This is a genomic window from Salegentibacter mishustinae (genome assembly GCF_002900095.1).
GTDB classification, from domain to species: domain Bacteria; phylum Bacteroidota; class Bacteroidia; order Flavobacteriales; family Flavobacteriaceae; genus Salegentibacter; species Salegentibacter mishustinae.
The window spans coordinates 188,213-214,241 of the sequence record NZ_LLKN01000003.1; the positions used below are offsets into that span (position 1 = coordinate 188,213).

Sequence of the window (26,029 nt, forward strand, 5' to 3'; positions counted from 1 at the left end):
AACATATAGGTAAACTAATATTCTTTATCTTCGTGTTATAACCGCCGAGGTCTATGAAGCTTTTTAGAAAACTAATTCTTGCTTTTGCACTTTTTGTAATTATAGGCATCCTTATCATTTTTGGACTGGAAGCTTATATCCAAAAAGAAACTTCAAACCTCATTTATTCTGAAATCACAGAATTACCCAGTGCTAAAACAGGAATAATCCTGGGAGCCAGCGTGCACGCAGATGGGAAATTATCGCCTATTTTACAAGATCGTGTAGAAACTGCCTATCAACTTTACCAGCAAAATAAAATTGAAAACTTCCTGATAAGCGGAGATCACAGAACCGACGATTATGATGAAGTTAATGCAATAAAAAATTACCTCATTGAGAAAGGGGTTTCTGCTCAAGACATCATTTTAGATCACTCGGGTTTTGACACTTACGATAGTATGTTTAGAGCAAAAGCAGTTTTTGAAATTGAAGACGCCATTGTGATCACGCAAAAATTTCATTTACCCCGTAGTCTTTATATCGCTAAAAACCTCGATGCATCCTATAGAGGTTTTGAAGCCGCTCCTTTAGCTTACACTTCTTCTGAAACGATTAAGCGCCGTGAACAACTTGCTAATTTTAAAGCTATTTGGGAACTAATTACCAATCAAAAACCCACTACATTGGAAAACCGAATAGATTAAATCTTTACTCGATAATCGAGATTAAAAGCACCGAGGCTTGCCTCGAAATTAAATTATGTTTTTCAATTAATGCTTCGTGAGCTTACTCTGAAGTAGTTTACCAATTTTTTTTTTACCTTTAAATATACTAACCTTAAATACCTAACAAATGCTTCAATGGGTAGTGCATATAATAATCGATGCCCTGGTATTACTTGCCGCGGCCAATATTATGCCTAAGGTAAAGCTTACAGGTTTTAAAACAGCTATAATTGTAGCACTTATTATAGGTTTACTAAGCTTCCTGTTAAGTTGGGTGATCACCCTTTTATTAAATGTAGCGACCTTGGGGATTTTTTACTTCCTGGGATTAGGATTTGTAACGCGCGTGGTGGCCTACGCCATTATTATCGAGATCGCGGACCAGTTTAGCGATGACTTTAAGACCGAAGGTTTTCTTCCTTCCCTGTGGTTAGCCATATTTATAGCTATTGTAGGCGGAATTGTAGATGCGATACTTTTTTAGGTTTTAGTTTGCCTAGACTTTTTTCAAGACCGATTCTTTTGCTTTTTATTACGGCGGCCAAACCAAATCATAAATCCGGTTACGGGAAGTGCGGCCACAAATAGGCTGGCAAAAAAGGCAATGATTTTACCGATAAGCCCAAAATATTGCCCGGTATGTAAACCATAGGTCATTTCCTGTAATTTCATTCCGGCACTTTTGCTGGAGTAGTCGTGATCTTTTAGTAGTGCCCCGGTTTCAGGATGAAAATAGAAGTTTGATTGATGGTCATAATCCAACGCATCAGGATAGGAACCCGTGGTTATTGGTGCGCTTCCACCCTGCTCCCAAACAAAGAACATTTCGTCACCGGGTTTTAATTTTAAAGTTTCAGCTAAAGCAATATCCATCGCAGCTTCAGAATAATTAGCACTTTCGATCTGAATATTTAATTGGTCTTCCGGTTTTTCCTGCCATAAATTTGCAAGATCATAAAGGCCGTGATTCATCCATTCATAGGAAAAACTAAGTCCGGTAATAGCAACAAACAAGGCAATTAGTGAAATATACAATCCGGTTACGCTATGCCAGTCGTAATTTAGACGTCGCCACTTCGCATTCCATTTTATTTTTAGCCGTTTCTTTAGGTTTTTTCGCTTTTTAGGCCACCATAATATTATTCCTGAAACCAGCATAAAAATGAAAATAAGGGTAGAAATACCTATCACCTGTTTTCCTATTTCCGGCGGAAGCCAAAGATGCATATGCAGATCTTCTACAATAAGAAAAAAGTCATTTTCAAGGTTTTCTTTCTGAAGAAATTCAGCCGAATAAGGATTAAAATAAATATGATACGGCACTTCATTTATTAGCGTATACACAAAAGCAGACCGATCGCTACCCTGGTAAACTACCATTCCCGGTTGAGCTTCAGGAAAAAGACTTTTAGTTTTTTTTTGAAGATTGGACGGTGCTACATATGCTGAAGCTTCAGGAGTTACTTTTCGGTAATCCCTGGTGATATCTTTGATTTCATCGTGAAAAACAAAGATGCAACCGGTAACAGCTACTATAAAAACAATAAGACCGGAACCAAGTCCCAGCCATAAATGAAGTTTAGCGATAAACTTCTTAAAGCTATTATTTTTCTTTTTATTCTTCATCTAAAAAAGTCACCACCAAAACTCAAAACAATTTTAGTGGTGACCAAAGAAATGCTATTTAATTAAAAATTATAAGTTAAGCTTGCTGCAAAGTTTCTTGGTCTTTGCGGATTTATTGTAGACCAACCGGTATAGTATTCTTCATTTGTAAGATTATTTAACTTCAAATTAATTCCAAATTTATCTACATTATAAAACAAAGAGGCGTTTAGAATAGTATAGGATGGTAGCGTGAAAACTCCTGCGGTTTGGCGATTAAAGATCATATTCTCACTAGCATAATTTCCACCAAAACCAAGTCCGAAACCTTCAAGATTTCCCTGAGTAAAACGATAACTCGCCCAGAAATTAGCTAAAGTTTCAGGCCCTGCAGATTCTGGTCTTCTTCCAAGAAAATCCACCTGATCAGATTCAGTTAATTCGCTATCGTTATGGCTAAATCCTGCTATTAAATTTAAACCTTCGATAGGGCTGGCAGTTACACTGGCTTCAAACCCGCGGCTATATTGTTCGCCATCCTGTACAAGGTTAAAAGGATTTTCGGCGTCTTGCATTACTATATTAGAAACCTGGATATCGTAATAACTTAAGGTAGCTGAAAGGTGATTATTCAGTAAATTAAATTTAGTTCCAACCTCAAATTGCTTTGCTCTTTCCGGGTCAAAAACCAAAGTTCTGCTTTCCCCCGTTTCAAGGTTATCTACCTGTCTTGGCCCAACGTTACTAAATCCATCCATATAATTTGCGAAAAGCGCTACTTTATCTAGAATTGGCTGATAAACCACTCCAAATTTTGGAGATAGCGCAGTCTGGCTATTGGTTTCAGTTTCAAACTGGTCTAATCTTAGGCTGGTCATTAAAGCAAGCTGCGGAGTAAAGTTAAGAACGTTAGAAATATATGCGCTATAAATATCTTCTTCAGCAATATTGTTATTTCGGTTTACATTTTCTAACAAACCTGCAGTGGCTTCTTTACTAAGAATTCCGCTATCATTATCTGTAATATAATTTGCAGGCTCGTAAATTCCGAAAACACTTTCGTTTACATTTTGCAAACTTGCATTCCCAATATAAACATCCCCATTTTTAATATAACCGGTATTATTGTCTATCACTCTTCTATTAAAGTAATCCAGGCCAACTACGGTACGGTTACGCATTCCTGCTATTTCAAAATCTCCAATGAAATTCTGTTGAATATCAGTGCTTAAAGTTGTAGAATTTTGATTGCTTATATAGCGAGAAAAAATAAGTCCTTCATCAAGATTAGTTACTTCCCCGGGTACTTCTTCCCTATTCTGCTTAAAGCGTGTGGTTTCGTATAAATATGAATAATTCCCCAAAGCTTTAGCCGAACCCGTTGAAACAGCTGTTTGTGAAGTCCATTGGTCTGAAAGTTCATAATTCATTTGTGCTTGCAAACTAAAGGTTGGATTTTCTACTGTAAGATCGTTACTGGTGTAAGAATTCTCATTATTATAGCCTAATTCTTCCAGGTTAGTAGCTGTAAGCGGCGCTCCTCTATCTACAAATAGCATTAAAGGATTTGTACTTTCAGAATCATAAAATTCAGTATTTACAAAGAACGAAAGTTTATCATTTACCTTATAACTTAATGAAGGCGCTACAAACAAAGACTTATTAAAGCCTGCATCCTGGAAGCTATTTTCGGTATGATACGCCGTATTAATTCTTAAAGCAACATCGCCGGTTTCGTCAAGCGGAGTGTTCACATCGGCAGTTACACGATTAAGCCCGAAGCTGCCAAGAGTGTAAGAAATATTTCCGCCAAAATAATTATAAGGCTTTTTGGTTGTAATATTTATTAGTCCGCCATAAGAAACAAGGCTACTGCCGTATAAAGTTCCCGAGGGGCCTTTAATCACTTCTATATTTTCCATATTCGCAGGATCTGGACTTCCGTTAGTTAGTGCCGGCAATCCATTTACTAAAGTTGGTTGTACGGGAAAACCTCTAAGAGAAAAATATCCTGCGCCATCATTGCCACGCCCTGTAGATTCCCAAAGCTTGGTAAGACCTGATGCGTTTTTAATCGCATCGTCAAAATTGGTAATTACCTGTTCCTGTAAAAGCTCAGCGGTAATATTATTATAAACCTGCGGATTTTCGATCTTTTTAAGTGGCATCTTTGCTACACTTACACTGGTATTTCGGGTAAATTTATTTCCATTTCCATTTCCCCTCAATACAACTGTACCCAGTTGCTCTTGCTTTCCTATTAAAATAATAGATGGAATTTTTGTGGTTGTACCTGGCTGTACATTAACCTTTAGGTTTTGGGTCTCATAACCTACATAAGAAACCTGGATGGTATAATTTCCCTCTGGAATATTCTTTAAGCTAAATTCTCCGCGGTTATTGGTTTCATCCCCAATTTGAAGACCTTTAACTTCTATATTTACATTAGACAACGCATTTGCCTCGCTATTTACTACACTACCTTTTATTGCCCCAGTGCTTTGAGCAAAACTAATTTGAATAGCAAAAAGAAATAGAATAATGAGGTTCTTTGAAAGCTTCATTAGTGTTTGTTTTTATTTAGATTGATTTTAAATACCACGCAAATGTATAAAGCAAATTGAATTTTTAAAAGCTTATTTATAATTATTTTAAATAAAAATAGCTCGTGAAAGTGCAGCTTTTTGGGTATCAAAGAAATAGATCACAAAAATTTATACTGCTAAAAGCACATTTGATCTTTTCTTAACTGCTTCCGGTTACTAATCTTTTATATTTGCCGCTTAAATTTGCGCTATGATAAAATTGATTGTTACCGATATGGACGGAACTTTGTTGAATGATCAACACGAGATCCACCCCGATTTTTGGGAAATAGAAGAATCGCTGAATGAAAAGGGAATTATGTTTTCGGTAGCCAGTGGTCGTCAATTTTATAACCTGGAAAGCAAGTTTGATAGAATTAAAGACCGAATGCTCTTTTTTGCTGAAAATGGCACCCATGTGGTTCATAAAGGAAAAGATCTTTATGTAAACTCGTTAGATAAGTCAGCCGCAATGGATTTTATTCGAAAAGGAAGGGAACTTCCCGAAACCCATTTGGTTTTGTGTGGAAAAAGCTCGGCCTATATAGAAAGCAAAGACGATAGCTTCTTTAACGAGATCAATAAATTCTACAAAAGAATTGAAAAGGTTGAAGATCTTACAGAAGTAGACGACACCATTCTAAAAGTTACTTTTTGCAACTTTAACGGCGTTGAAGAACACACTTTTCCTCATTTTAAAGAATATACAAACGACTATAAGGTAGCTATTGCGGCTAATGTTTTTATAGATATTACCTCTATAACTGCAAATAAAGGAAATGCTATAAGCGGAATTCAAAAAGAGTTAGATATTTCTCCTGAGGAAACTCTGGTTTTTGGCGATTATCTTAACGACCTGGAAATGATGCAGAACGCGAAATACAGTTATGCGATGAAAAATGCGCATCCTGAAATTATTAATGCGAGCAATTATATAACTACTTTCAGTAATAACGAAAATGGAGTTTTAAAAACCATAGACGAGCTAGGCTTGCTTAAAGCAGAATATACTCTAAAGAGCTAAACCTTATTATCGTTAACTTCAATCCAATAGCCATCGGGATCCTGAAAGTAAATTTGCCTGATCCCGTCGGGCCGGTTGGTGAACGTATCTTTTTCACCTTTCCCGTTTTCAAAAGGAATATTATTAGTTCTTAGCAAATCCATAAATTCAGATAGATTTGCAGTATTAAAAGCAGAATGAAAACCTTTATGCTTTTCTATTCGCGCATCGCTTTCCACCAAATGCAACTGTACTTTATTATCTAGCTGAAACCATTTAATATGGTCTCCCAGGCCGCCATTATCTATTTGTTCTAACCCAAGAATATTCTTGTAAAAATTCACTGAAGTCTTTAGATCTTTTACCCTAATGGTATCGTGATCTTTTCTAAGCTTAAAGGGATTTGCAGCTGATTTAGCTGAAAATAATATGATTATAGCTGAGCCTCTATTCTTCATCTCCAAAAAAATTTTCTTCAAAGTAGCAATAAACCTACTTTCTTACAAAAAAAATACTCTTTGATATATTATAATGAAAATTACGTAAATTTATTCAGCATAGTTCGTTGATAATCAGAATACATCACTAACCAAAACTTATAATTATGAAGCTCTTAATTTATCTCCTGGCTTTTGTTAGCCTGCCATTACTCGCACAGGAAGCAATCCAACCAAAAGATTATACCATTGAACAATTTTATGAAAACACTCGAATAGCGGGAGGTTATTTTTCTCCTGATGAAGACAAATTGCTGGTAAGTTCAGATAAAAGTGGAATATTTAATCTATTTGAAATTGATATTTCGAACGCAGAAATGCAACAAATCACTAACTCTAAAGAAGATTCTTACTTCGCTATAGATTATGTTCCAAATTCAGAGAATATGCTTTATTCCGCAGATAAAGGCGGTAACGAGATCAATCATATTTACCTATTGGAAGAAAACGGAAATTCCACAGATCTAACCCCGGGTGAAAATGAAAAAGCACAGTTTGCAGGTTGGAATAAAGATAAATCTGGCTTCTATTATATTTCAAATAAAAGAAACCCACAATTTTTTGACCTCTATGAAATGGATATGCAGAGTCTGGAAAGCGAAATGATCTATAAAAATGAAGAAAATCTTACGGTAGAGGATATTTCTCACCATGGGCAACTCCTGGCACTCTCAAAATCAATCACTACCAGTGAAAACAAGCTCTTTCTTTATAACCTTCAAACCAAAGAAATGACAGAGCTTTCAGCCAAAGCTGCACAATATTCGGCTTCGGGTTTTGATAAAAACGATGAGCACTTCTATTACATTACTAACGCCGGACGAGAATTTAAAAGCCTAATTGAATATAATTTAAAAACCAAAAAAAGCAACAACCTGTTTGAAACCAATTGGGATGTAATGTATAGTTACCTTAGTGAAAATGATAAATACCGTGTAATAGGAATTAATGAAGATGGTAAGAATAGCCTGATAATTAACAATACGCAAACCGGTGAAGAAGTAGATCTTCCAGATATGCAAAATGAAGATATTGTAGCCGTAAATATTTCAGATAGCGAAGAATTAATGAGGCTTACCATTGGTACCGCCAAGGCTCCAAATAATCTTTATGTGTATGATTTTTCATCTGGAGACCTAAAGAAATTAACCAACACCTTAAACCCTGAAATAGATGCTGAAGATTTGGTTTCGGCTGAAGTTGTTCGCTACGAATCTTTTGACGGCCTGGAGATTCCAGCTATTTATTACAAACCTCATCAAGCTTCAGAAAATAATAAAGTACCGGCATTGGTTTGGGTGCATGGTGGTCCGGGCGGTCAATCGCGAGTAGGTTATTCTGCATTAATTCAATATTTGGTAAACCAGGGTTATGCGATACTGGCTGTAAATAACCGTGGCAGTAGCGGTTATGGAAAAACCTTTTTTAGAATGGATGATAAAAAACATGGTGATGAAGATCTTAAAGATTGTATTTGGGGCAGAAAATGGCTTCAAGATCAAGAATATATAGACGCTGATAAAATAGGAATAATAGGCGGCAGCTATGGTGGATACATGACGATGGCCGCCATGACTTTTACTCCAGATGAGTTTGAGGCGGGAGTAAATATTTTTGGTGTTACCAACTGGCTGCGCACCTTAAAATCTATCCCTCCTTACTGGGAAGCTTTTCGTGAGGCACTTTATGAGGAAATGGGTGACCCGGTAAAAGATTCTATAGCTCTATATAATAAATCACCGCTTTTTCATGCTGACCAGGTTAAAAATCCCGTTATGGTTTTACAAGGAGCAAACGATCCCAGGGTACTCCAGGTAGAATCTGATGAAATTGTAGCCGCTTTAAAGGAAAATGATGTACCAGTAGAATACATTGTTTTTGAAGATGAGGGCCACGGATTTATCAAAAAAGAAAATGAAATTAAAGCTTACAGGCAAATCAGGGAATTTCTGGATAAATACTTAAAAGAAGAAGAATAGAGTTGCTCAGGCAAACTACTTCGAAGCAAGTTCACTAAGTATTACGATTGGAAAATGTAATTTTTTTCGAGGCAAAACTCGAATCATTTAATCTCCATTTTCGAGTAAACTCTAAAACTCCGGTTAAACATTTAGTACCGATTTCAAAAAGCCTTATCTTGGTCTTGCAATCGCAATAACTGACTATGCTGTATATTTTACATCATCCTGAGGATAGGGAAAAAATGGAAGAAGATATCTTTCCATTATTAGAAAATACGAAAAAAGAGATTTTAAGCTATCCTGAAACTGACTTTAAACGAGGAGAAAATGATATTATAGTCACCTATTTAAGCGATGAAAATCTAAGAGAGTTTTTACCCAGGGCGGCACAGGAAAATATTAATATTGGTATTTTACCTCATCCCGAAAATACTTATACTACCAAAGGTTTAGGTATTTCAGAAGATCCCGAAAAAGTCATCGAGGAAATTCTCAATAATAAAGAGGTGCATAAACTGGATATGCTTTTCTGCAATGATATTCCCGTTTTCCAATCTGTGAATATTGGGAATGTTTTTATTTTTACGGAAGACCATCAGAATAATAACGTCTTTCGGGAGGTGCTTTCCTTCTTTAAAAATATTAGGCACGTATCCTCTCTTTCTCATAATTCTTACGAATTAACTTCAGAAGATGAAAAAATAATTCGCACCTCGGCGCTGGGGATAATTGTGGTAGAACACGCACTCAGTTCCGTAGTTTCCAGGAGGCTGGTTTCAGATAGTTCGCTTAACGATGGTTTGTTTAGCGCGCTTATTCTTTCGCCTACCAATTTATTACAATTAATCTGGTTTTTATTGCGCAGTTTACTCCCCGGCGGAAAACAGCTCAATAAAACCCCGTCTTTTATAGGAAGAATAAGAATTCATAAACTTAAAATAAAAAACAATTCCGCTATTGAGTTCACAATAGATGGCGAAAAGGAGCAAGCTGAAGAAATAACTCTCAGGGTAGATCAGGAATCATTATGTCTCGCACAATCCAGTAAATACGACACCCAGAAAGATGAAGCCAATCTCAAAAAAAGCATTCAAACCAATACTTTACCAACTGGTGAAAAACGAGAGGAATTAACCAAACGTACCCTTCCGATATATCCAAGGGCTACTACCGAAGAATTTCAGGAATTGTTTAAAGTGTTGCGAGAAAATTCTAAAATCAGTTCGGTTTATGTAGTTATGATGATCCTTTCTACTTTAATTGCAACTTTTGGGCTTTTTGGAGATTCCTCTCCGGTAATAATTGGAGCGATGATACTGGCGCCAATTATTTCTCCCATTGTATCATTTGCAATGGGAATGGTACGTTACGATAAGAATATGCTTAACCAGGGGCTTATAACCATTCTTATTGGTACGGGAGTTTGTTTATTATTTTCGGCAGGAGTTAGTCTTATTATTCCAATTAAAATAATTACTTCTGAAATAGATGCCCGGCTATCTCCCACCCTTTTAGATATGGGAATTGCTGTAGCTTCAGGTATTGCCGCAGCTTATGCTCATGCTAAAGAAGGCATTGCTAAAAGCCTTGCAGGCGTTGCAATTGCGGTGGCATTAGTACCTCCACTCGCCGTAGCGGGAATTGGAATTGGCTGGTGGGACTGGGCAGTATTTTCAGGAGCATTTTTATTGTATTTAACCAACCTTGCCGGAATTATTATGTTCGCCGGAATCACCTTTCTTTTTCTTGGATTTGCGCCATTTAGAAGAGCCAGGATCGGATTAATTTATACCCTAATTTTAATTGGAATGGTCATGGTGCCACTTTCTCTTTCCTTTAACCGAATTAAAAAAGAGGCTAATATCACTCGTCAACTGGAAGGATCTACAATAAATGAACTAGTAATTAGAAATGTGAGTGTGAGGTTTGAAGAACCGCTAAGAGTTTCTCTAACACTGGTTGGCCCCGATAACCTGGAAGGTGATGAAATTAGGGAAATTAAAAATGAAATAGAGGAAAATATTGGCGAACCCATTAAACTTGAAGTGATCTCTGCCCGGGGCTTTTAAAATTTCAAAATCCAAATAATAAACTGAATTCAAGGTAATTACGAAGTTTATAGAATAAAATATTTCCTTCAGGCAAACATTCATTTGTTTCATCGTAAATCTTAGAATAAAAGCTGAAAAATTAGGGAAAACATGTTAATAACAGCCATAATTGAGTTAAGCTTCTCTAAAAAACACAAATTAATGAGCAATATTTTTTGAATAGCAATAGCGTATTTATAGATTGCGAGTCATTTAAAAATTTAAACAAAGATTATGATTAAATCAAAGAAGATTGCAGGTTTATTATTCGCTTTCGCCCTTTTAGGCACAGCAAGTGTATTTGCTCAAACCCAGCAATTACCGCAACAACAGCAACAAGCTGTAGAAGTAGATGTTAGCGACGAGGAGCTTTCTAAATTTGCTGATGCTTACCAAAGAATTAGAATGGTAAATCAGGAAGCACAAAAAGCAATGGCGAAGAAAGTTGAAGATAGCGGATTTGATATTCAACGTTTTAATGAAATTCACCAGGCGGCTTTAGACCCAAATACTGAAAGTGACGCAACTGAGGAAGAGAAGAAAAAGCACAAAGAAGTAGTTGCAGAAATTGAAAGTATGCAAGGCGAATTTCAAAAAGAAATGGAAAACGCTATTTCAGAACAAGGTCTTGAGGTTGAACGTTACGAGAAAATCGCGATGGCGCTTCAAACCGATACCGAATTACAACAGCGTTTACAACAGCTAATGCAAGGATAATTTCTAAATAGTTTTTAGAAATCTAATAAAAAGGTCATCTTCTTAGATGGCCTTTTTTATGTTTATTTTATAACTTGATTTTTGGTACAACAGCGCAAGTAGGCTATATTTTTAGATAGATTCTAAAAAGAAATTCAATTTGAAATCTGGGCCTAAAACTTACTTTATATTAATAGCTTCAATTTTAATTTCTCAATTAAATTGGAGTGCTCTGTACGCACAAAAAACCATGAAACAAAAAGACACTTTAAAATTTGAAAACAAAGTAGTACCCGATGAAATATGGCGTGAAACCTATGTTGCACTTTCTCATTACCCCGAATTAAAAGATACTCCTATTGAATTTAAATTTAAAAAGAAGATCCAGAAATCTTTTATGCAGGCCCAGCCAAAACTTTCGGGTTTATTAAAAAATAAGAAAAATCGTTCTTATTTTGTAATGATAAGTGAACACATTAAGATTGAAGATGAAATCTTTGATGTAAAAAATGTTCCTTCAGAAGTCTTAATTGGTTGGATTGGTCACGAGTTGGGCCATATTATGGATTATCGCGAGCGTAGTGCGGCAAATATGGTTTGGTTCGGCATTAAATATTTAACTTCTAAGAAATATATTCAGGAAGCTGAAAGAGCCGCAGACACCTATGCGGTAAACCACGGCCTTGGTAAATATATTATCGCCACTAAGGATTTCATCTTAAACCACACGCATCTTGCAGATTCTTACAAGGAGCGAATCAAGAAATTATATCTTTCGCAAGAAGAAATTATGGCCTTAATTGACGAAATAGACGAAGACGACGATTAAGCGTTCTTTTCGCTAACGAATTTCTCCCACTTCGCAAATTTCTCTTCGTCCATAACTTTTTCCATTTTCACCTGCCCACCTTTTTTCTTATTGGCAGCACTCCACTCCGGGAAAATATCTGGATGAATTTTGGTCACCTTTACACCTTTTAAAGCTTTAGAACGGGCTACCTTATAATTCTTATTAGCATTTTTCAACGATTCATCTAGAGCCTCTTTAAGTTCTTCTTCTGAAGTTTCGCCTTCGGTTCCTAAATACCAGTGGTGATGAAATTCACCATCAATTCTTACCGCAGCAAGGGTAAATTCAGGAATTTTAATATCAAATTTTTCCTCTAGCTCCTGTACGGCATCATTCATTTTATTCACTGAAAGTTGAGAACCAACCACATTTAAAAAGAATTTTGTTCTTCCGGTAATGCGAATTTCCTTCCGCTTTACATCGGTAAATTTAATTGTATCTCCAATAAGATATCTCCACGCACCGGAAACCGTACTAATAAGTAATACATAATCTTTTTCTTCTTCAACTTCATCTAAAGAGATCACCGGCGCATCATCTACTATAGAACCGTCCTGATTAATATATTCTGCCTTAAACGGAACAAATTCGAAGTAAATTCCGTTATCCAGAATAAGTTTCATGGCATTGGTATCAGGTCTTGCCTGTACCGCCAAAAATCCTTCTGAAGCAAGGTAAGTATCAATAACGGTAATAGGCCGCGCCAATAACGCATTAAAACTCTTTTCATAAGGTTCAAAAGCAACACCTCCTGAAGCATACACCTGCAGGTTTGGCCAGATATCATGAATATTATCAAGGTTATTATATTCAATAACCTTTTTCATCATTAATTCTAACCATGAAGGAATTCCGCTTAATGCACCAATATCCCAGTTTTTAGCGTTTTCGGCTATGCGTTGTACTCGCTCATCCCATTCTTCAATCTTAGAGATTTCTTCTCCGGGCTTGTAATAACCTCGAAACCAAAAAGGAATATTACTGGCGCTAATTCCGCTAATTTCACCTTCTTCATGATCACCTTCTTTTTCCAGATCTGTAGAACTACCGAGCATCATAATTTCTTTTTCAAAGAAATCTGGTGGAAGATCAAAATTACTAAGGGCACTTACTTGCTTTATTCCTGCTTTCCTAATAGATTCAAGCATTTCATCGGTCACGGGAATACGTTTACTCGATTTCCCTGTAGTTCCAGAGCTTACCGCGAAATAAGGCGGTCTTCCCGGCCAGGTCACATCCCCTTCCCCATCGTGCAACTTGTGCCACCATTCTTCATTTAGCTTATTATAATCAAAGTAAGGCACCTTTTCAGCAAAAGCTTTCTGAATATCATCAGCCTTTAAAATCGATTCAAAATCGTAATGCTTTCCAAACTGTGTATCTTTTGCTTTTTTAAGTAACTTGGTAAGTACTTCTTGTTGGGCTTCTTTCGCTTCCGGTTCTGAAACAATGGTATCGCGAAGATCTATAAGACTTTTTATTAAGGAACCTACTATGGGCATAATTCTGGTTTTTATCTATGGTTATTTTGAAATAATGAAGATAAAAAAAACCAAAACCATCACTATTAATGTCTTGACAATTATCAAGAATTTAACCTTTTAATGCACTAAGAATTTTGTAAACTTTCAACGCATTTTTCGGCGCACCTTTCTCCATCTATTGCTGCAGAAATTATACCGCCGGCATAACCGGCTCCTTCCCCGCAAGGATACAGTCCTTTTATTTGTATATGCTCAAAACTGTAAGGATCTCGCGGAATTCTTACCGGGGAAGAAGTTCTGGATTCCGGGGCGTGAACCACGGCATCGTTGGTTAGAAAGCCAGGCATACTCCTATTAAATTCTATAAAACCTTTCTGTAAAATTTTATGAATAAATTTTGGGAATACATCTCCTAAATCAGCAGAAGTTACTCCGGGTTTATAGGAAGTTACCGGCAAATTCTTAGATATTTTCCCCTGTGTGAAGTCCATTAAGCGTTGTGCCGGGACTTTTTGTGTACTTCCGCCCTCCAACCAGGCTTTTTGCTCTATTTTTTTTTGAAATTCCATTGCAGCCAATGGATTCTTTTCAACATTTATAAAGTCTGAAAGTCTTAATTCTACTACAATTCCGGAATTAGCCGTTGGTTGATCGCGTTTACTGGGTGACCAGCCATTGGTTACTACCTCTCCCGGAGAAGTTGCACAGGGAGCGATTATTCCGCCGGGGCACATACAAAACGAATACATTCCCCTACCCTTTACCTGTTTAACGATACTATAAGGTGAAGGCGGAAGAAATTCTCCCCTGGAATCACATTTATATTGAATTTGATCTATAAGTTCTTGTGGATGCTCTACCCTTACCCCAAGGGCAAAAGCTTTGGCTTCAATTTTTATATTTTTTCGGTGTAAAAGTTCAAAAATATCCCTAGCTGAATGTCCCGTAGCCAGAATGATCTTTTTCGCCTTAATACTTTCCCCGCTTAGAGTTTTTATGCCTGCTACTTCATTATCTTTAATAAGAATATCGGTTAGCCGGGTTTCAAAAAGAACTTCTCCTCCACAGGCAGTAATAAGTTCACGAATATCTGCAATAATTGCCGGAAGTTTATTAGTTCCTATATGAGGGTGCGCCTCGACCATAATCTCTGGGGTAGCGCCAAAACCTACAAGTAATTTTAAAATTCGGTCTACATCACCGCGTTTTTTAGAACGGGTATAAAGTTTACCATCACTATAGGTACCTGCACCGCCTTCGCCAAAACAGTAGTTGGAGTCTTCGTTTACAATATGTTCAATATTTAAGGCCTTTAAATCGCGACGACGAGTTCTAACGTCTTTGCCACGTTCAATAATTATGGGTTTAAATCCCAGCTCTATACAGCGCAAGGCTGCGAATAATCCGGCAGGCCCTGCTCCTACTATAATAATTTCTTCGTTATTCTTTACATTTTCATATTCTGGCAGGCGAATCTTGTCTTCTTTAAATTCCTCATTCACATAGACCTCTACCTTTAAATTGATCTTTACCGCCCGTTGCCTGGCATCTATAGATCGCTTTAATATATTTATAGCGGTTATTTCTTTCAGCGGAATACTGCCGTGGCGGGAAACAGCTCTTTTAATTTGTGCTTCGTTTGCTGCTTCTGCCGGGCTTACTCTAATTTGATATTGGTATTTCATTGTATAAAATCTAAACGAAACTATCTCGAGGCAAGCCTGCGAGGTATTAACTATATTTTTTTAATTTCCGAGATGTCCCTAATCTTCGGGATCAATTTTAAATCTTGATTCTCGAGCAAAAATATGATTTTCAAATTTGTTCCATAGATTTTTAAACTTTTGAAGTATCTGTTAAATAATCCCAAACAGGAAAGGTTTTTTTTAGGTCGCTTTATAATTTTAACTTATTTTGTCAAATATTTAAAATCCTAAATCTTATTTCAAATTTATACTACAATGAATTTAACCTCACGATATCCAATGGTTTCTTATGAAGAAGCCTCTCCAGAAGTTCAGGCTATTTATGATGATACCAAAAAGACCCTTCAATTGCCTTTTGTTCTTAATTGGTTTAAATGCCAGGGGAATAACGCTACTTTATTAAAAGGAAATTGGGGAAAATTAAAAAGCACCTTGATGGAAGGTGAAGTACCAAATGTGCTTAAGCAACTTATTATTTATAATGTCTCAAAGCAACGTGGTTGCAATTACTGCTCACACGCGCACGGTATTTTTGCTGATAGTATGAGCGCCATGATCTCTGAGGAAGAAGGTTTTAAAGCTACCGAAAATATTGATTCTCCATCTATGCCGGCCAGTTTTAGAACAGCGGTGAAAATTGTTACCAATGCAGCCCTAAACCACAGTGAAGTATCTGATGAAGATTTCCAGGAATTGGAAAAAGCAGGTTTCACCGAAAAGGAAGTTCAGGAATTGATGGCACAGGCCGATTTAGTAAACATGCTGAATACCATAGCTGATGTTTCCGGAATCAAAATAGACAACGAATTACTGGAAACTCCAGAATAACATTTATGGAATCCCTACAGGATAGGAACTCGCGGGTTTACAGAATTACTTATGAAACTTTTTCTAAATTCAGCAACAACTTAAATCGTTGTAAGAGTTTAGAAGAAGTCTCTAAGGTTTCCGAGCGTTTCTTAAAATATTTGCTGAATTTCCATCTATTCAGGATTAGTGTTAACCAGGCTGGTTCTTACCTGGTTTACTGCCAATGTAATTCAAAAGGAGAATTTGAACTTGTTCCGAAAGAAAATCTGCTTCCATATGAAGTAAAGATCCTGGAAGACAATATTCCTATTAGAACCGAAATGATTCCGATTGAATTAAGCAAAAAAATTTCTGAAACAATTTTAGAGTCGCCTTTTCTCTGGTGCTGGACCTTTAAAAAAATGGATATAGATTTTACCGTTTCCCTGGTAGCCGATGAGAATAAAGCCTTTGATACTGGAGATATTGAAATGTTGAAATTGATAAGCGACAGTTTCCAGGCTAAATTCCAGGAAATCTATCTTAAAGAAGAATTAAACAGTAAAAATAAATCCCTTCTTCAGGCTTTAGACATTATTAAAAATCAGAATAGAAAGATCAACCAGATCGTAGAGAATCAAAAACAAACTATTGCCGATCGTACTAAAGAAGTCGTGGAAAAAAATGAGAAATTATTGCGTATTTCGGCTTTAAACGCTCATAACGTAAGGGAACCTTTATCCAGAATTCAGGGTATAGTTCAACTTTATGATGTTTTTGATGATGCAACCTGCAGGGAAGAACTTCTGCCAAAACTCAAACAGTCTTCAGAAGAAATGGACCAGGTTTTGCAAGAAGTAATTAAAATGGCCACTACCGAATTGAACCAATTAAAAGCAAATGAGTTATGAGCACCATTATACTGGTAGACGACCAGCCCATAGCCAATTTTATCACGCGAAAACTCCTGGAAATTGAAGGTTATAATGAAGATGTTATAGACTTCACCAATCCTGAAGAGGCTTTGGTATATTTGGAAGATAAACAAAACACGCTCATTTTTTTAGATTTAAATATGCCAGAAATGAACGGATGGGAATTTTTAGATTATCTAAAATCTAAATCTCAAGAACATAGAATTATTATCCTTACTTCTAGTACCAGCACCATAGATCAAAACCGGGCTAAAGAATATGATTCGGTGATAAAATATGTAGAAAAACCATTGAACAAAGATAAATTCAAGAAACTTCAACCATTTTTGCAACAGCAATAAATTACTTTTGATTAAACTCAATAAGTATTTTTTACAAGGCAATAATTAAATCTCGATTTTCGAGTAAATGAACATACAACCCAACCATAAAGCACTTTTAGAACTCGCCCACGCTAAAATGCATTTTGGAAAATACAAAGGCTATTTTTTAAGCGATATTCCCGAATATTATTTGGTCTGGTATCGGCAAAAAGGATTCCCCGAAGGAAAGCTTGGTCAACAAATGAGCGAGGTCTTTGAACTTAAACTTAATGGGATGGAACAATTGCTTAGAGATATAAGAAGAAAGTTTCCAAAACCCTGAATTTTCCGCAGTTAAAAACCTGGTTTTAACTTTTAAAATATTAGGTTTAAAATTAACGCCTTTTCTATTCTTCTTTGTAATTTAGCGCCCTGAATAAAACAACGCAACAAACACTTCAAAGATGGCCGAAACCAAGTATATTTTTGTCACCGGCGGCGTTTCTTCTTCCCTCGGGAAAGGGATTATAGCAGCTTCACTGGCAAAATTATTACAAGCGCGTGGATTTAGAACCACTATTCAGAAACTCGACCCTTACATTAACGTAGATCCCGGCACGCTTAACCCTTACGAACACGGCGAGTGTTATGTTACCGAGGATGGCGCCGAAACCGATCTTGACCTTGGACACTACGAACGTTTTTTAAATGTAAATACTTCCCAGGCAAACAATGTGACTACCGGCCGTATCTACCAAAGTGTTATTGAAAAAGAACGCCGTGGGGAATTTTTAGGAAAAACCGTTCAGGTAGTTCCTCATATTACCAACGAAATAAAAGACCGAATCCAGATTTTAGGTCAGAATGGTGAATATGATATCGTTATTACTGAAATTGGTGGAACTGTAGGTGATATTGAATCCCTGCCGTACATTGAAGCGGTACGTCAATTAAAATGGGAATTAGGCGATGAAAATGCTTTAATTATTCATCTTACCCTTGTCCCTTATCTTGCCGCCGCAGGTGAGCTTAAAACCAAACCAACCCAACATAGTGTAAAAACTTTGATGGAAAGCGGACTTAAAGCCGATATCCTGGTTTGTAGAACAGAACACGAACTTTCAGATGATATTCGTCGTAAACTAGCTATTTTCTGTAACGTAAGACAGGAAGCAGTAATTCAAAGTATTGATGCGGCTACTATTTATGATGTTCCGAATTTAATGCTGAAAGAAGGCCTGGATACCGTAACACTAAAGAAATTACATTTACCAGATGACACTACACCAAATTTAGACCGGTGGAACCAGTTTTTGGATAGACATAAAAATCCTAAAGCTGAAATCACTATTGGTTTAATTGGAAAATATGTAGAATTACAGGATTCTTATAAATCTATTCTTGAAGCTTTTATACACGCAGGTGCCGAGAATGAAGTTAAGGTGAATGTAGAAAGTATTCATTCAGAATTTATAAATGAAAATACTATAGACCATAAATTCGCGAATTTAGACGGAGTTTTGGTTGCGCCCGGATTTGGCGAACGCGGTGTAGAAGGAAAAATTGATGCCGTTAAATATGCAAGAGAACATAATTTGCCATTTTTAGGCATTTGTTTAGGAATGCAAATGGCAGTAATTGAATTTGCAAGAAACGTATTAAAGTTAAAAACTGCCAATTCTACCGAAATGGATCCTAAAACCAAACACCCGGTTATAGATCTTATGGAAGAGCAGAAAGAGGTAACTCACAAAGGCGGAACAATGCGTCTTGGAGCCTGGGATTGTAAACTTACCGAAGGTTCTAAAATTCAAAAAGCTTACGGTAAAACCGAGATCAAAGAAAGGCATCGTCACCGTTATGAATATAACAACAAATACAAAGACGAGCTGGAAAAATCTGGAATGTTAAGCACAGGAATCAACCCTGAAACAGGCCTGGTAGAAGTGGTAGAATTAAAAGACCATCCATGGTTTGTAGGAGTACAATATCATCCCGAATATAAAAGTACGGTTGCTACTCCGCATCCGGTATTTATCGCCTTTATTAAAGCAGCATACGATTTTTCAAAAAATAAAGAAAATGCCAGTCTGGCATAAAATCAATAATGGCCGACTTATTGACCAAAAGCAAGTTATAGTTTAGAAAAGCATGGAAGAAAAGAAATTTGATGTTCAGTCCTTAATTGGATTTATACTTATTGGTGGAATCTTAATTTGGATGTTATACACCAATAGCGCTTCAGAAGAAGTAGTAGACCCACAGCAAGAAACCGAACAGGTTGAGGTTCCAGGAAATACAGATTCCAACCAGCCACCGCAACAAGAACAAGACTTACAAAGCCAGGGCGCAGATTCTACTGCTCTTGCCCAGGCACGTGAGCGTTTAGGCGCTTTTGGGTATTCGGCAAGTCTTCCATCGGCTACAGAAAATACTACCACAATTTCTAACGATGTTTTAGAACTTAAAATAGACAATAAAGGTGGATATATTTCAGAAGCAAGGTTAACCAATTATAAAACCTTCGATTCTATTCCGGTTTATTTAATTAAAGACGGGAATGCTTCCTTCAACATTAATTTCACCACTACAGACGGAAGAACACTAGATACTGAAAATCTATATTTCGAACCTGAAGTAACTCAGAATGGAGATAACCATATTATCTCTATGAAGCTTAAAGTTTCAGAAAACGAATTTCTTGAATATCGTTATGTGCTGAAACCAGGTGAATATATGCTGGATTTCAGCATTAGATCCCAGGGATTAAACGATGTCATAAACAGTTCGAGAGATATTAATTTAAACTGGGAATTAAAAGGTTATCGCCACGCAAAAAGTATTTCCTACGAAAATCGTTATACCGAACTCATCTATGAATATGACGAAGGTGATGACGATTATTTAGGTAGCGGTGATTTTGAAGAACAGGAAGATGAAAATATTACTTATGTAGCCTTCAAACAGCATTTCTTCACCTCTATATTATTAACAGATAATCCTTTTGAGAGAGGAAAATTCACCTCCGAAAACCTGGTTCAAGACGAAGAGGTAGATACCGTTTATACCAAAAAATTTGCTGCGCAATTGCCTTTAGAATTACAGGGTGGGGAGCTTAATTATAATATGGACTGGTACTACGGGCCTACAGATTATAAGATCTTAAACGATTATGACCGTAACCTTGATGAAGTTGTACCATTAGGTTGGGGAATTTTTGGATGGATCAATAAATATGTATTCATCCCGTTCTTCGCATTTTTAAGCGGAGTTTTACCGAGCTACGGTATTGCAATTATTGTAATGACCATTGTTGTGAGAATTGTACTTTCTCCGGTTACTTACAAATCTTATCTCTCACAAGCTAAAATGAAGGTTTTAAGACCTGAAATTAACGAGCTTAACGAGAAGTATAAGGATAATGCGATGAAAAAACAGCAAGAAACTATGAAGCTGTATAGTAAAGCAGGAGCCAGCCCAATGAGTGGTTGTTTACCCGCCTTAATGCAAATTCCGGTTTTCTATGCTTTATTCCAATTCTTCCCAAGTGCTTTCCAGTTAAGACAGAAAGGATTTTTATGGGCAGACGATTTATCAAGTTATGATACTATAGCCGAGTTACCGTTCACCATTCCATTCTATGGAGATCACGTGAGTTTATTCCCAATTTTAGCGTCTATTGCAATCTTTATTTATATGATGATGACTACGGGACAGAGTATGCAGCAAACCCAGCAACCGGGAATGCCTAATATGAAATTTATTATGTACCTGTCTCCGCTAATGATGTTGTTCTTCTTTAATAACTATGCGAGTGGACTTTCATTATACTACTTCACCTCTAACCTTATTACCATAGGTATTATGTTGGTGATCAAATATGTGATTATTGATGAAGATAAAATTCACGCAAAGATCCAGGAAAACAAGAAAAAGCCTAAAAAGCAGAATAAGTTCACCAGGAAAATGCAGGAAATGATGGAGCAGGCAGAACAGCAAAAAAATCAACAGAAGAAAAAGTAAACTGATTTTAGCTTAAAATAGAGAAACCTGGTCTAAAAATAATTTTAGACCGGGTTTTTTCTTACGTCATCCTGAACTTGTTTCAGGATCTATTAGGTTGGAAAAAATTAAATCATTCTAGATCCTGAAATGAATTCAGGATGACGATAAATTGAAAAGTTTTTTTTAAAAACTGCTATTAATTCTTATCCCCAAGAAGAGGCACGAACCTAAACTGCCCAAATTCGGTTTTATCGAATTCAGTAGGAGATTTTCTTATAAAAAGGGTCATCGTTTGCACATCGTCGCCCACAGGAATTACCATCCTGCCTCCAACTTTTAACTGTCCTAAAAGATCTTTAGGAACAAAAGGAGCGCCAGCAGTTACAATTATTTTATCAAAAGGTGCATAATCTGGCATTCCTTTGTAGCCATCTCCAAAACTAAGATGCTTAGGACGATAGCCTATTTTATTCAGAAACATTTTTGTTTTTCTATAAAGCTCTCGCTGGCGTTCTATGCTGTAAACTTTCGCTCCAAGTTCACATAAAACCGCGGTCTGATAACCACTTCCGGTTCCGATCTCCAAAACTTTATCGCCTTTTTCGATTTCTAATTTTTCGGTTTGAAAAGCAACGGTATAAGGTTGGGAAATAGTTTGATCTGCAGCAATAGGAAAAGCTTTATCCTGGTAGGCGTGATCTTCAAAACTACTATCCATAAAGAGATGCCTGGGAATTTTTCCAATCGCGTCTAAAACCGCTTTATCGGTGATTCCCTTTTTCTTTACGGTCTTCACCAATTGTTGTCTTTTTCCTTTATGTCTATAATTGTCCTGAATCACTTAATTTCTCGTTTAGATTGCAAAAATACTCATTACAAGTCAAAGTTGCCAAGCGAAATCACGGGAGATTCCCCGTCTAATCCCTAAACTATTTGCAATCAAAATGCTATTTTTGTGAAAAATGCTAAAAAATATGTTGAAAGTTGGCGTGCTTGGTGCAGGACACTTAGGGAAGATACATTTAAAATTACTTAATCAGTCTGAAAAATATGAGCTCGTAGGTTTCTACGATGCCAGTTCAGAAAATGCTGAAAAGATTTCTGCGGAATTCGGTTATAAAAAATTCGATATCATAGAAGACCTCATCGAGGCGGTAGATGTGGTAGATGTAGTAACTCCTACCCTTTCCCATTTTGAAGTAGCAAAAAAAACAATTACGGCGGGTAAACATCTTTTTATAGAAAAACCCATTACCAATACATTTGCTGAAGCCGAAGAACTTATTGCCTTAGCCAAAAAACACGGTGTAAAAGGCCAGGTTGGTCACGTAGAGCGTTTTAACCCTGCATTTAGAGCCGTAGCTTCTCGAATTGAAAACCCTATGTTTATTGAGGCGCATCGTCTTGCAGAATTCAATCCTCGCGGCACAGATGTTCCGGTGGTTCTGGATTTAATGATCCACGATATTGATGCGGTTCTAAGCGTAGTAAAGTCGAAGGTGAAAAATATCAATGCCAGCGGAGTTTCAGTAATTAGCGATACTCCAGATATTGCAAACGCAAGAATTGAATTTGAAAACGGATGCGTGGCCAACTTAACCGCCAGCCGAATTTCAATGAAAAATATGCGCAAATCCAGATTTTTTCAGCGAGACGCTTATATTTCGGTAGATTTTCTGGAGAAAAAATGCGAGGTGGTAAAAATGAAAGATGCCCCTGAAAAAGAAGATGAATACGCGATGATCTTGCAAAATGCCGAAGGAGTGAAAAAACAAATCTATTTTGATAATCCTGATGTTTCCCCAAACAACGCCATTTTAGATGAGTTGGAAACTTTTGCTGACGCCATTAATAATAATACCATTCCAATAGTGACGCTGGAACAGGGCGCTGAAGCTTTGCGCGTTGCCAATGGAGTTATTAAAAGTTTTAGTAAATAATATAAAATCTATTTCAGTTGATTTAAGGCTGAAATTCATATAAAAACCACACAATATGAAAAATATAGCAGTTATAGGAGCAGGAACTATGGGCAACGGAATCGCCCACACTTTTGCCCAATTTGGATACAAAGTAAACCTTATAGACATTTCAGAAGAAAGTCTGGATAAGGGAATGAAAACTATTTCTGGGAATTTAGACCGAATGGTTTCTAAAGAAAAAATAAGTGCAGCAGATAAAGAGACAACGCTTAACAATATCACAACATATACCGATATACCTAAAGGTGTTAAGGAAATAGACCTTGTAGTAGAAGCAGCTACAGAAAATGAAGACCTAAAACTTAAGATCTTTAAGCAACTGGACGAAAATTGCTCAGCAGAAACCATTTTGGCGAGTAATACTTCTTCGATTTCTATTACAAAAATCGCTTCTGTAGTTTCCAATCCAGAACGGGTAATTGGAATGCACTTTATGAACCCGGTGCCAATTATGAAACTGGTAGAGATTATACGCGGTTATAATACCAGCGATAAGGTTACTAAAAGCATTATGGAACTTTCAGAAAACCTGAAAAAAGTTCCGGTTGAAGCTAACGATTACCCGGGTTTTGTGGCCAACCGTATTTTAATGCCTATGATAAACGAGGCGATTGAAACTTTTTATAACAATGTGGCTGGTGTTAAGGAAATTGACACCGTAATGAAACTTGGAATGGCGCACCCAATGGGCCCACTTCAATTGGCCGATTTTATTGGTTTAGATGTTTGTCATTCTATCCTTGAAGTAATGTACGACGGTTTTAAAAACCCAAAATATGCGCCCTGTCCGTTATTGACTAATATGGTTATGGCCGGAAAACTGGGAATAAAATCTGGTGAAGGTTTTTATGATTATTCTGAAAGTAAAAAAGCCGAAAAGGTTTCTTCACAATTCAGCTAAATTATTTGTAGAATTTGACCAAAATACTTCCATTTAAAGCGGTTAGGCCGCAACGCGCCAAAGCCGGCCTTGTAGCTACAAAATCTTTTGAAGATTATACTGAAGCTGAAATAAGAGCGATCTTACAGTATAACCCGTATTCATTTTTACATATTCTGAATCCGGGTTATAAATTTCAGCACGAAATAACGGGCGGACAACGATTTCAAATGGTTAAGAATCGTTACCTGGAATTTAAAGAAGAAAACTCTTTTATAAAAGATGAAAAACCCGCTTACTACCTTTACAAAATTGTAAGCCGGGAAAGTAGTTGCTGCGGAATTATCGCTGCGGCCAGTGCCGAGGATTATGAAAATAACCTCATTAAAAAACACGAAGACACCATTGCCCATCGCGAAACATTGTTCAAGGATTATTTGAAAGTAGTAGGTTTTAATACCGAACCGGTTTTACTTACTTATCCCGATAATTCTAAAATTAATGACGTGATCGCCCAGGTTATGGCAACCCGTGCCGAATATGAATTTGCCACTGCAAACCGGGAAATCCATTATTTATGGAAGATTGATGAGGAAGAGCTATTGGAACAAATTAAGGAAGAGTTTGAGCAGATGCCGCATTTGTATATTGCTGACGGCCACCATAGAAGTGCCTCCTCTTATTTGTTAGCCCAGGAATCGAAAGCAGCTAATGCAAATCACACCGGCAAGGAAGCTTATAATTATTTTTTAAGCTATCTTATTTCAGAAAGCAATTTAAAGATCCACGAATTTAGTAGGTTGGTAACCGATTTGAATGGGCATACCAAGGAAGAGTTCCTTATTCAGCTAGATGAGTATTTTCGGATTGAAAATCACGGGATGGAAGTTTATAAGCCGATGCAAAAACATCATTTCAATATGTATTTGGATGGCGAATTTTATTCCCTTTATTTGCGAAAAACAAACTATGAATTTGGTGATTCTTTATCTAAATTAGATCCTTATATTTTATATAAAAAAGTGCTTCAGCCAATTTTGGGAATCGAAGACCTTAGAAATGACAAGCGTATTTCTTATATTCACGGTAAGAATGATCTCATAGAAATTAAAACTCGTATAGATAAAGGAGAATTTGCTGTAGGTTTTGGCATGCTTCCATTAAGCATAAAGGAAATTAAAGAAACCGCCGATGAAGGCTTAACAATGCCGCCAAAAAGCACCTATATTGAACCCAAACTATTAAGCGGATTGACCATTTATGAGTTTGAAATTAACTAAAAAGTAAATTGCATGGATATTTCAGAAAATATTAAAAATTTCCAGGATGAATTACCTAAAGATGTAACCCTGGTAGCTATTTCAAAAACCAAATCGGTAGATGATCTTTTAGAAGCATACGAAGCCGGCCAAAGGCATTTTGGAGAGAATAAGATCCAGGAAATGACCGAAAAATGGGAAAAACTTCCCAAAGATATTAAATGGCATATGGTAGGCCACGTACAGCGCAATAAAGTGAAATATATGGCGCCTTATGTTTCATTAATACACGCTGTAGATAGTTTAAAATTATTGAAAGAAATTCACAAGGAAGCCGACAAAAATGGTCATTGTATAGATTGCTTGCTTCAAATCAAAATTGCGGAAGAAGACAGTAAATATGGAATTTCAGCAGATGAAGCCAGGGAAATCTTAGATTCAGAAGAATTTAAAGAGCTAGATCATGTAAAAGTTAAAGGTCTAATGGGAATGGCCACTTTTACCGACGATGAAAAACAAGTGAAAAAAGAGTTTGATCATTTAAAAACTGTATTCGACGAGTTTAAGGAGCAATATTCAAATTTCGAAATTCTCTCCATGGGAATGAGTGGCGATTATAAAATTGCTATAGATTCCGGAAGCAATATGGTGCGTATTGGGAGTGAAATTTTTGGAGCCAGAGATTAATTAAAG

Annotated in this window: 23 protein-coding genes; 17 read left to right on the top strand and 6 right to left on the bottom strand. The window is 36.7% G+C overall.

All coding sequences use genetic code 11. From position 1 onward, the window contains the following. The first annotated feature begins 53 nt into the window (after nt 1-53). Nucleotides 54-686 (top strand): SanA/YdcF family protein, encoded by a 633-nt coding sequence (locus tag APB85_RS16695; RefSeq protein WP_057480706.1) that lies wholly within the window; start codon nt 54-56, stop codon nt 684-686. A gap of 148 nt (nt 687-834) precedes the next feature. Continuing rightward, nucleotides 835-1,191, top strand: a complete 357-nt coding sequence (locus APB85_RS16700) for a phage holin family protein (RefSeq protein ID WP_057480705.1) — start codon at nt 835-837, stop codon at nt 1,189-1,191. A 23-nt stretch (nt 1,192-1,214) separates the two neighbouring features. Here APB85_RS16700 and APB85_RS16705 read toward each other — a convergent pair whose 3' ends face one another. Next, complete coding sequence (locus APB85_RS16705; protein ID WP_057480704.1) at nt 1,215-2,333, bottom strand: PepSY-associated TM helix domain-containing protein; 1,119 nt, start codon at nt 2,331-2,333, stop codon at nt 1,215-1,217. A gap of 62 nt (nt 2,334-2,395) precedes the next feature. After that, nucleotides 2,396-4,876: a TonB-dependent receptor gene (locus APB85_RS16710; RefSeq protein WP_057480703.1), complete on the bottom strand. Its 2,481-nt coding sequence runs from the start codon at nt 4,874-4,876 to the stop codon at nt 2,396-2,398. A gap of 232 nt (nt 4,877-5,108) precedes the next feature. Between APB85_RS16710 and APB85_RS16715 the strand changes: the two genes are divergently transcribed. Next, complete coding sequence (locus APB85_RS16715) at nt 5,109-5,921, top strand: HAD family hydrolase (protein ID WP_057480702.1); 813 nt, start codon at nt 5,109-5,111, stop codon at nt 5,919-5,921. On the opposite strand, the gene APB85_RS16720 is transcribed toward APB85_RS16715, so the two are convergent. After that, nucleotides 5,918-6,358, bottom strand: coding sequence for a VOC family protein (locus APB85_RS16720; protein ID WP_057480701.1), 441 nt, complete (start codon nt 6,356-6,358; stop codon nt 5,918-5,920). The two genes, APB85_RS16715 and APB85_RS16720, sit on opposite strands and share 4 nt — an antisense overlap. A 146-nt stretch (nt 6,359-6,504) precedes the next feature. Between APB85_RS16720 and APB85_RS16725 the strand changes: the two genes are divergently transcribed. From APB85_RS16725 to APB85_RS16740, 4 genes are all read left to right on the top strand, one after another. Further along, nucleotides 6,505-8,376 carry a S9 family peptidase gene (locus tag APB85_RS16725; protein ID WP_057480700.1) on the top strand — a complete coding sequence of 624 codons (1,872 nt, stop codon included), beginning with the start codon at nt 6,505-6,507 and terminating at the stop codon, nt 8,374-8,376. Nucleotides 8,377-8,561: 185 nt separating this feature from the next. Then, on the top strand, nt 8,562-10,427 hold the full coding sequence (locus APB85_RS16730; protein ID WP_057480699.1) for a TIGR00341 family protein: 1,866 nt from the start codon (nt 8,562-8,564) through the stop codon (nt 10,425-10,427). Nucleotides 10,428-10,682: 255 nt separating this feature from the next. Further along, on the top strand, nt 10,683-11,165 hold the full coding sequence (locus tag APB85_RS16735) for a DUF4168 domain-containing protein (RefSeq protein WP_057480698.1): 483 nt from the start codon (nt 10,683-10,685) through the stop codon (nt 11,163-11,165). A gap of 229 nt (nt 11,166-11,394) precedes the next feature. Continuing rightward, the gene (locus APB85_RS16740) at nt 11,395-11,973 is read left to right on the top strand and encodes a M48 family metalloprotease (protein ID WP_057480863.1); all 579 of its coding nucleotides are present in this window, start codon (nt 11,395-11,397) and stop codon (nt 11,971-11,973) included. Here APB85_RS16740 and APB85_RS16745 read toward each other — a convergent pair. Next, entirely contained in the window at nt 11,970-13,496 is a 1,527-nt protein-coding gene (locus tag APB85_RS16745; RefSeq protein ID WP_057480697.1) for a GH3 family domain-containing protein, read from the bottom strand. The two genes, APB85_RS16740 and APB85_RS16745, sit on opposite strands and share 4 nt — an antisense overlap. 107 nt (nt 13,497-13,603) lie before the next feature. Then, entirely contained in the window at nt 13,604-15,163 is a 1,560-nt protein-coding gene (locus APB85_RS16750; RefSeq protein WP_057480696.1) for an NAD(P)/FAD-dependent oxidoreductase, read from the bottom strand. Nucleotides 15,164-15,439: 276 nt separating this feature from the next. On the opposite strand from APB85_RS16750, the gene APB85_RS16755 reads away from it, so the two are divergent. The 6 genes from APB85_RS16755 (at nt 15,440) to yidC (ending at nt 21,233) form a co-directional block, all read left to right on the top strand. After that, nucleotides 15,440-16,012, top strand: coding sequence for a carboxymuconolactone decarboxylase family protein (locus APB85_RS16755; RefSeq protein ID WP_057480695.1), 573 nt, complete (start codon nt 15,440-15,442; stop codon nt 16,010-16,012). 5 nt (nt 16,013-16,017) lie between these two features. After that, a complete protein-coding gene (locus APB85_RS16760; RefSeq protein ID WP_057480694.1) occupies nt 16,018-16,884 on the top strand; it encodes a hypothetical protein in 867 nt (288 codons plus the stop codon). Then, nucleotides 16,881-17,249, top strand: coding sequence for a response regulator (locus tag APB85_RS16765; protein ID WP_057480693.1), 369 nt, complete (start codon nt 16,881-16,883; stop codon nt 17,247-17,249). The genes APB85_RS16760 and APB85_RS16765 overlap by 4 nt, the downstream gene beginning before the upstream one ends. 67 nt (nt 17,250-17,316) lie before the next feature. Beyond that, nucleotides 17,317-17,553, top strand: coding sequence for a DUF3820 family protein (locus APB85_RS16770; protein WP_057480692.1), 237 nt, complete (start codon nt 17,317-17,319; stop codon nt 17,551-17,553). A 121-nt stretch (nt 17,554-17,674) separates the two neighbouring features. Further along, on the top strand, nt 17,675-19,309 hold the full coding sequence (locus tag APB85_RS16775) for a CTP synthase (RefSeq protein ID WP_057480691.1): 1,635 nt from the start codon (nt 17,675-17,677) through the stop codon (nt 19,307-19,309). Between the two features lie 52 nt (nt 19,310-19,361). Next, entirely contained in the window at nt 19,362-21,233 is a 1,872-nt protein-coding gene (yidC, locus tag APB85_RS16780) for a membrane protein insertase YidC (RefSeq protein ID WP_057480690.1), read from the top strand. Nucleotides 21,234-21,411: 178 nt separating this feature from the next. Here yidC and APB85_RS16785 read toward each other — a convergent pair whose 3' ends face one another. Beyond that, a complete protein-coding gene (locus APB85_RS16785) occupies nt 21,412-22,053 on the bottom strand; it encodes a protein-L-isoaspartate(D-aspartate) O-methyltransferase (RefSeq protein WP_057480862.1) in 642 nt (213 codons plus the stop codon). Between the two features lie 136 nt (nt 22,054-22,189). Here APB85_RS16785 and APB85_RS16790 point away from each other — a divergent pair, with 136 nt between their 5' ends. The 4 genes from APB85_RS16790 to APB85_RS16805 are packed head-to-tail and all read left to right on the top strand — an operon-like array spanning nt 22,190 to nt 26,023. Next, nucleotides 22,190-23,155, top strand: coding sequence for a Gfo/Idh/MocA family protein (locus APB85_RS16790; protein ID WP_057480861.1), 966 nt, complete (start codon nt 22,190-22,192; stop codon nt 23,153-23,155). 55 nt (nt 23,156-23,210) lie between these two features. Next, nucleotides 23,211-24,098 carry a 3-hydroxyacyl-CoA dehydrogenase family protein gene (locus APB85_RS16795; RefSeq protein WP_057480689.1) on the top strand — a complete coding sequence of 296 codons (888 nt, stop codon included), beginning with the start codon at nt 23,211-23,213 and terminating at the stop codon, nt 24,096-24,098. Between the two features lie 14 nt (nt 24,099-24,112). Further along, on the top strand, nt 24,113-25,357 hold the full coding sequence (locus APB85_RS16800; protein ID WP_057480688.1) for a DUF1015 domain-containing protein: 1,245 nt from the start codon (nt 24,113-24,115) through the stop codon (nt 25,355-25,357). 12 nt (nt 25,358-25,369) lie between these two features. After that, nucleotides 25,370-26,023, top strand: coding sequence for a YggS family pyridoxal phosphate-dependent enzyme (locus APB85_RS16805; protein WP_057480687.1), 654 nt, complete (start codon nt 25,370-25,372; stop codon nt 26,021-26,023). Nucleotides 26,024-26,029: the final 6 nt, after the last annotated feature.

Excerpts from the sequence above, each read along its gene's own strand:
- APB85_RS16695 (WP_057480706.1), top strand. The coding sequence starts at position 54 with ATGAAGCTTTTTAGAAAACTAATTCTTGCTTTTGCACTTTTTGTAATT.
- APB85_RS16700 (WP_057480705.1), top strand. The coding sequence starts at position 835 with ATGCTTCAATGGGTAGTGCATATAATAATCGATGCCCTGGTATTACTT.
- APB85_RS16705 (WP_057480704.1), bottom strand. The coding sequence starts at position 2,333 with ATGAAGAATAAAAAGAAAAATAATAGCTTTAAGAAGTTTATCGCTAAA.
- APB85_RS16710 (WP_057480703.1), bottom strand. The coding sequence starts at position 4,876 with ATGAAGCTTTCAAAGAACCTCATTATTCTATTTCTTTTTGCTATTCAA.
- APB85_RS16715 (WP_057480702.1), top strand. The coding sequence starts at position 5,109 with ATGATAAAATTGATTGTTACCGATATGGACGGAACTTTGTTGAATGAT.
- APB85_RS16720 (WP_057480701.1), bottom strand. The coding sequence starts at position 6,358 with ATGAAGAATAGAGGCTCAGCTATAATCATATTATTTTCAGCTAAATCA.
- APB85_RS16725 (WP_057480700.1), top strand. The coding sequence starts at position 6,505 with ATGAAGCTCTTAATTTATCTCCTGGCTTTTGTTAGCCTGCCATTACTC.
- APB85_RS16730 (WP_057480699.1), top strand. The coding sequence starts at position 8,562 with ATGCTGTATATTTTACATCATCCTGAGGATAGGGAAAAAATGGAAGAA.
- APB85_RS16735 (WP_057480698.1), top strand. The coding sequence starts at position 10,683 with ATGATTAAATCAAAGAAGATTGCAGGTTTATTATTCGCTTTCGCCCTT.
- APB85_RS16740 (WP_057480863.1), top strand. The coding sequence starts at position 11,395 with ATGAAACAAAAAGACACTTTAAAATTTGAAAACAAAGTAGTACCCGAT.
- APB85_RS16745 (WP_057480697.1), bottom strand. The coding sequence starts at position 13,496 with ATGCCCATAGTAGGTTCCTTAATAAAAAGTCTTATAGATCTTCGCGAT.
- APB85_RS16750 (WP_057480696.1), bottom strand. The coding sequence starts at position 15,163 with ATGAAATACCAATATCAAATTAGAGTAAGCCCGGCAGAAGCAGCAAAC.
- APB85_RS16755 (WP_057480695.1), top strand. The coding sequence starts at position 15,440 with ATGAATTTAACCTCACGATATCCAATGGTTTCTTATGAAGAAGCCTCT.
- APB85_RS16760 (WP_057480694.1), top strand. The coding sequence starts at position 16,018 with ATGGAATCCCTACAGGATAGGAACTCGCGGGTTTACAGAATTACTTAT.
- APB85_RS16765 (WP_057480693.1), top strand. The coding sequence starts at position 16,881 with ATGAGCACCATTATACTGGTAGACGACCAGCCCATAGCCAATTTTATC.
- APB85_RS16770 (WP_057480692.1), top strand. The coding sequence starts at position 17,317 with ATGAACATACAACCCAACCATAAAGCACTTTTAGAACTCGCCCACGCT.
- APB85_RS16775 (WP_057480691.1), top strand. The coding sequence starts at position 17,675 with ATGGCCGAAACCAAGTATATTTTTGTCACCGGCGGCGTTTCTTCTTCC.
- yidC (WP_057480690.1), top strand. The coding sequence starts at position 19,362 with ATGGAAGAAAAGAAATTTGATGTTCAGTCCTTAATTGGATTTATACTT.
- APB85_RS16790 (WP_057480861.1), top strand. The coding sequence starts at position 22,190 with ATGTTGAAAGTTGGCGTGCTTGGTGCAGGACACTTAGGGAAGATACAT.
- APB85_RS16795 (WP_057480689.1), top strand. The coding sequence starts at position 23,211 with ATGAAAAATATAGCAGTTATAGGAGCAGGAACTATGGGCAACGGAATC.
- APB85_RS16805 (WP_057480687.1), top strand. The coding sequence starts at position 25,370 with ATGGATATTTCAGAAAATATTAAAAATTTCCAGGATGAATTACCTAAA.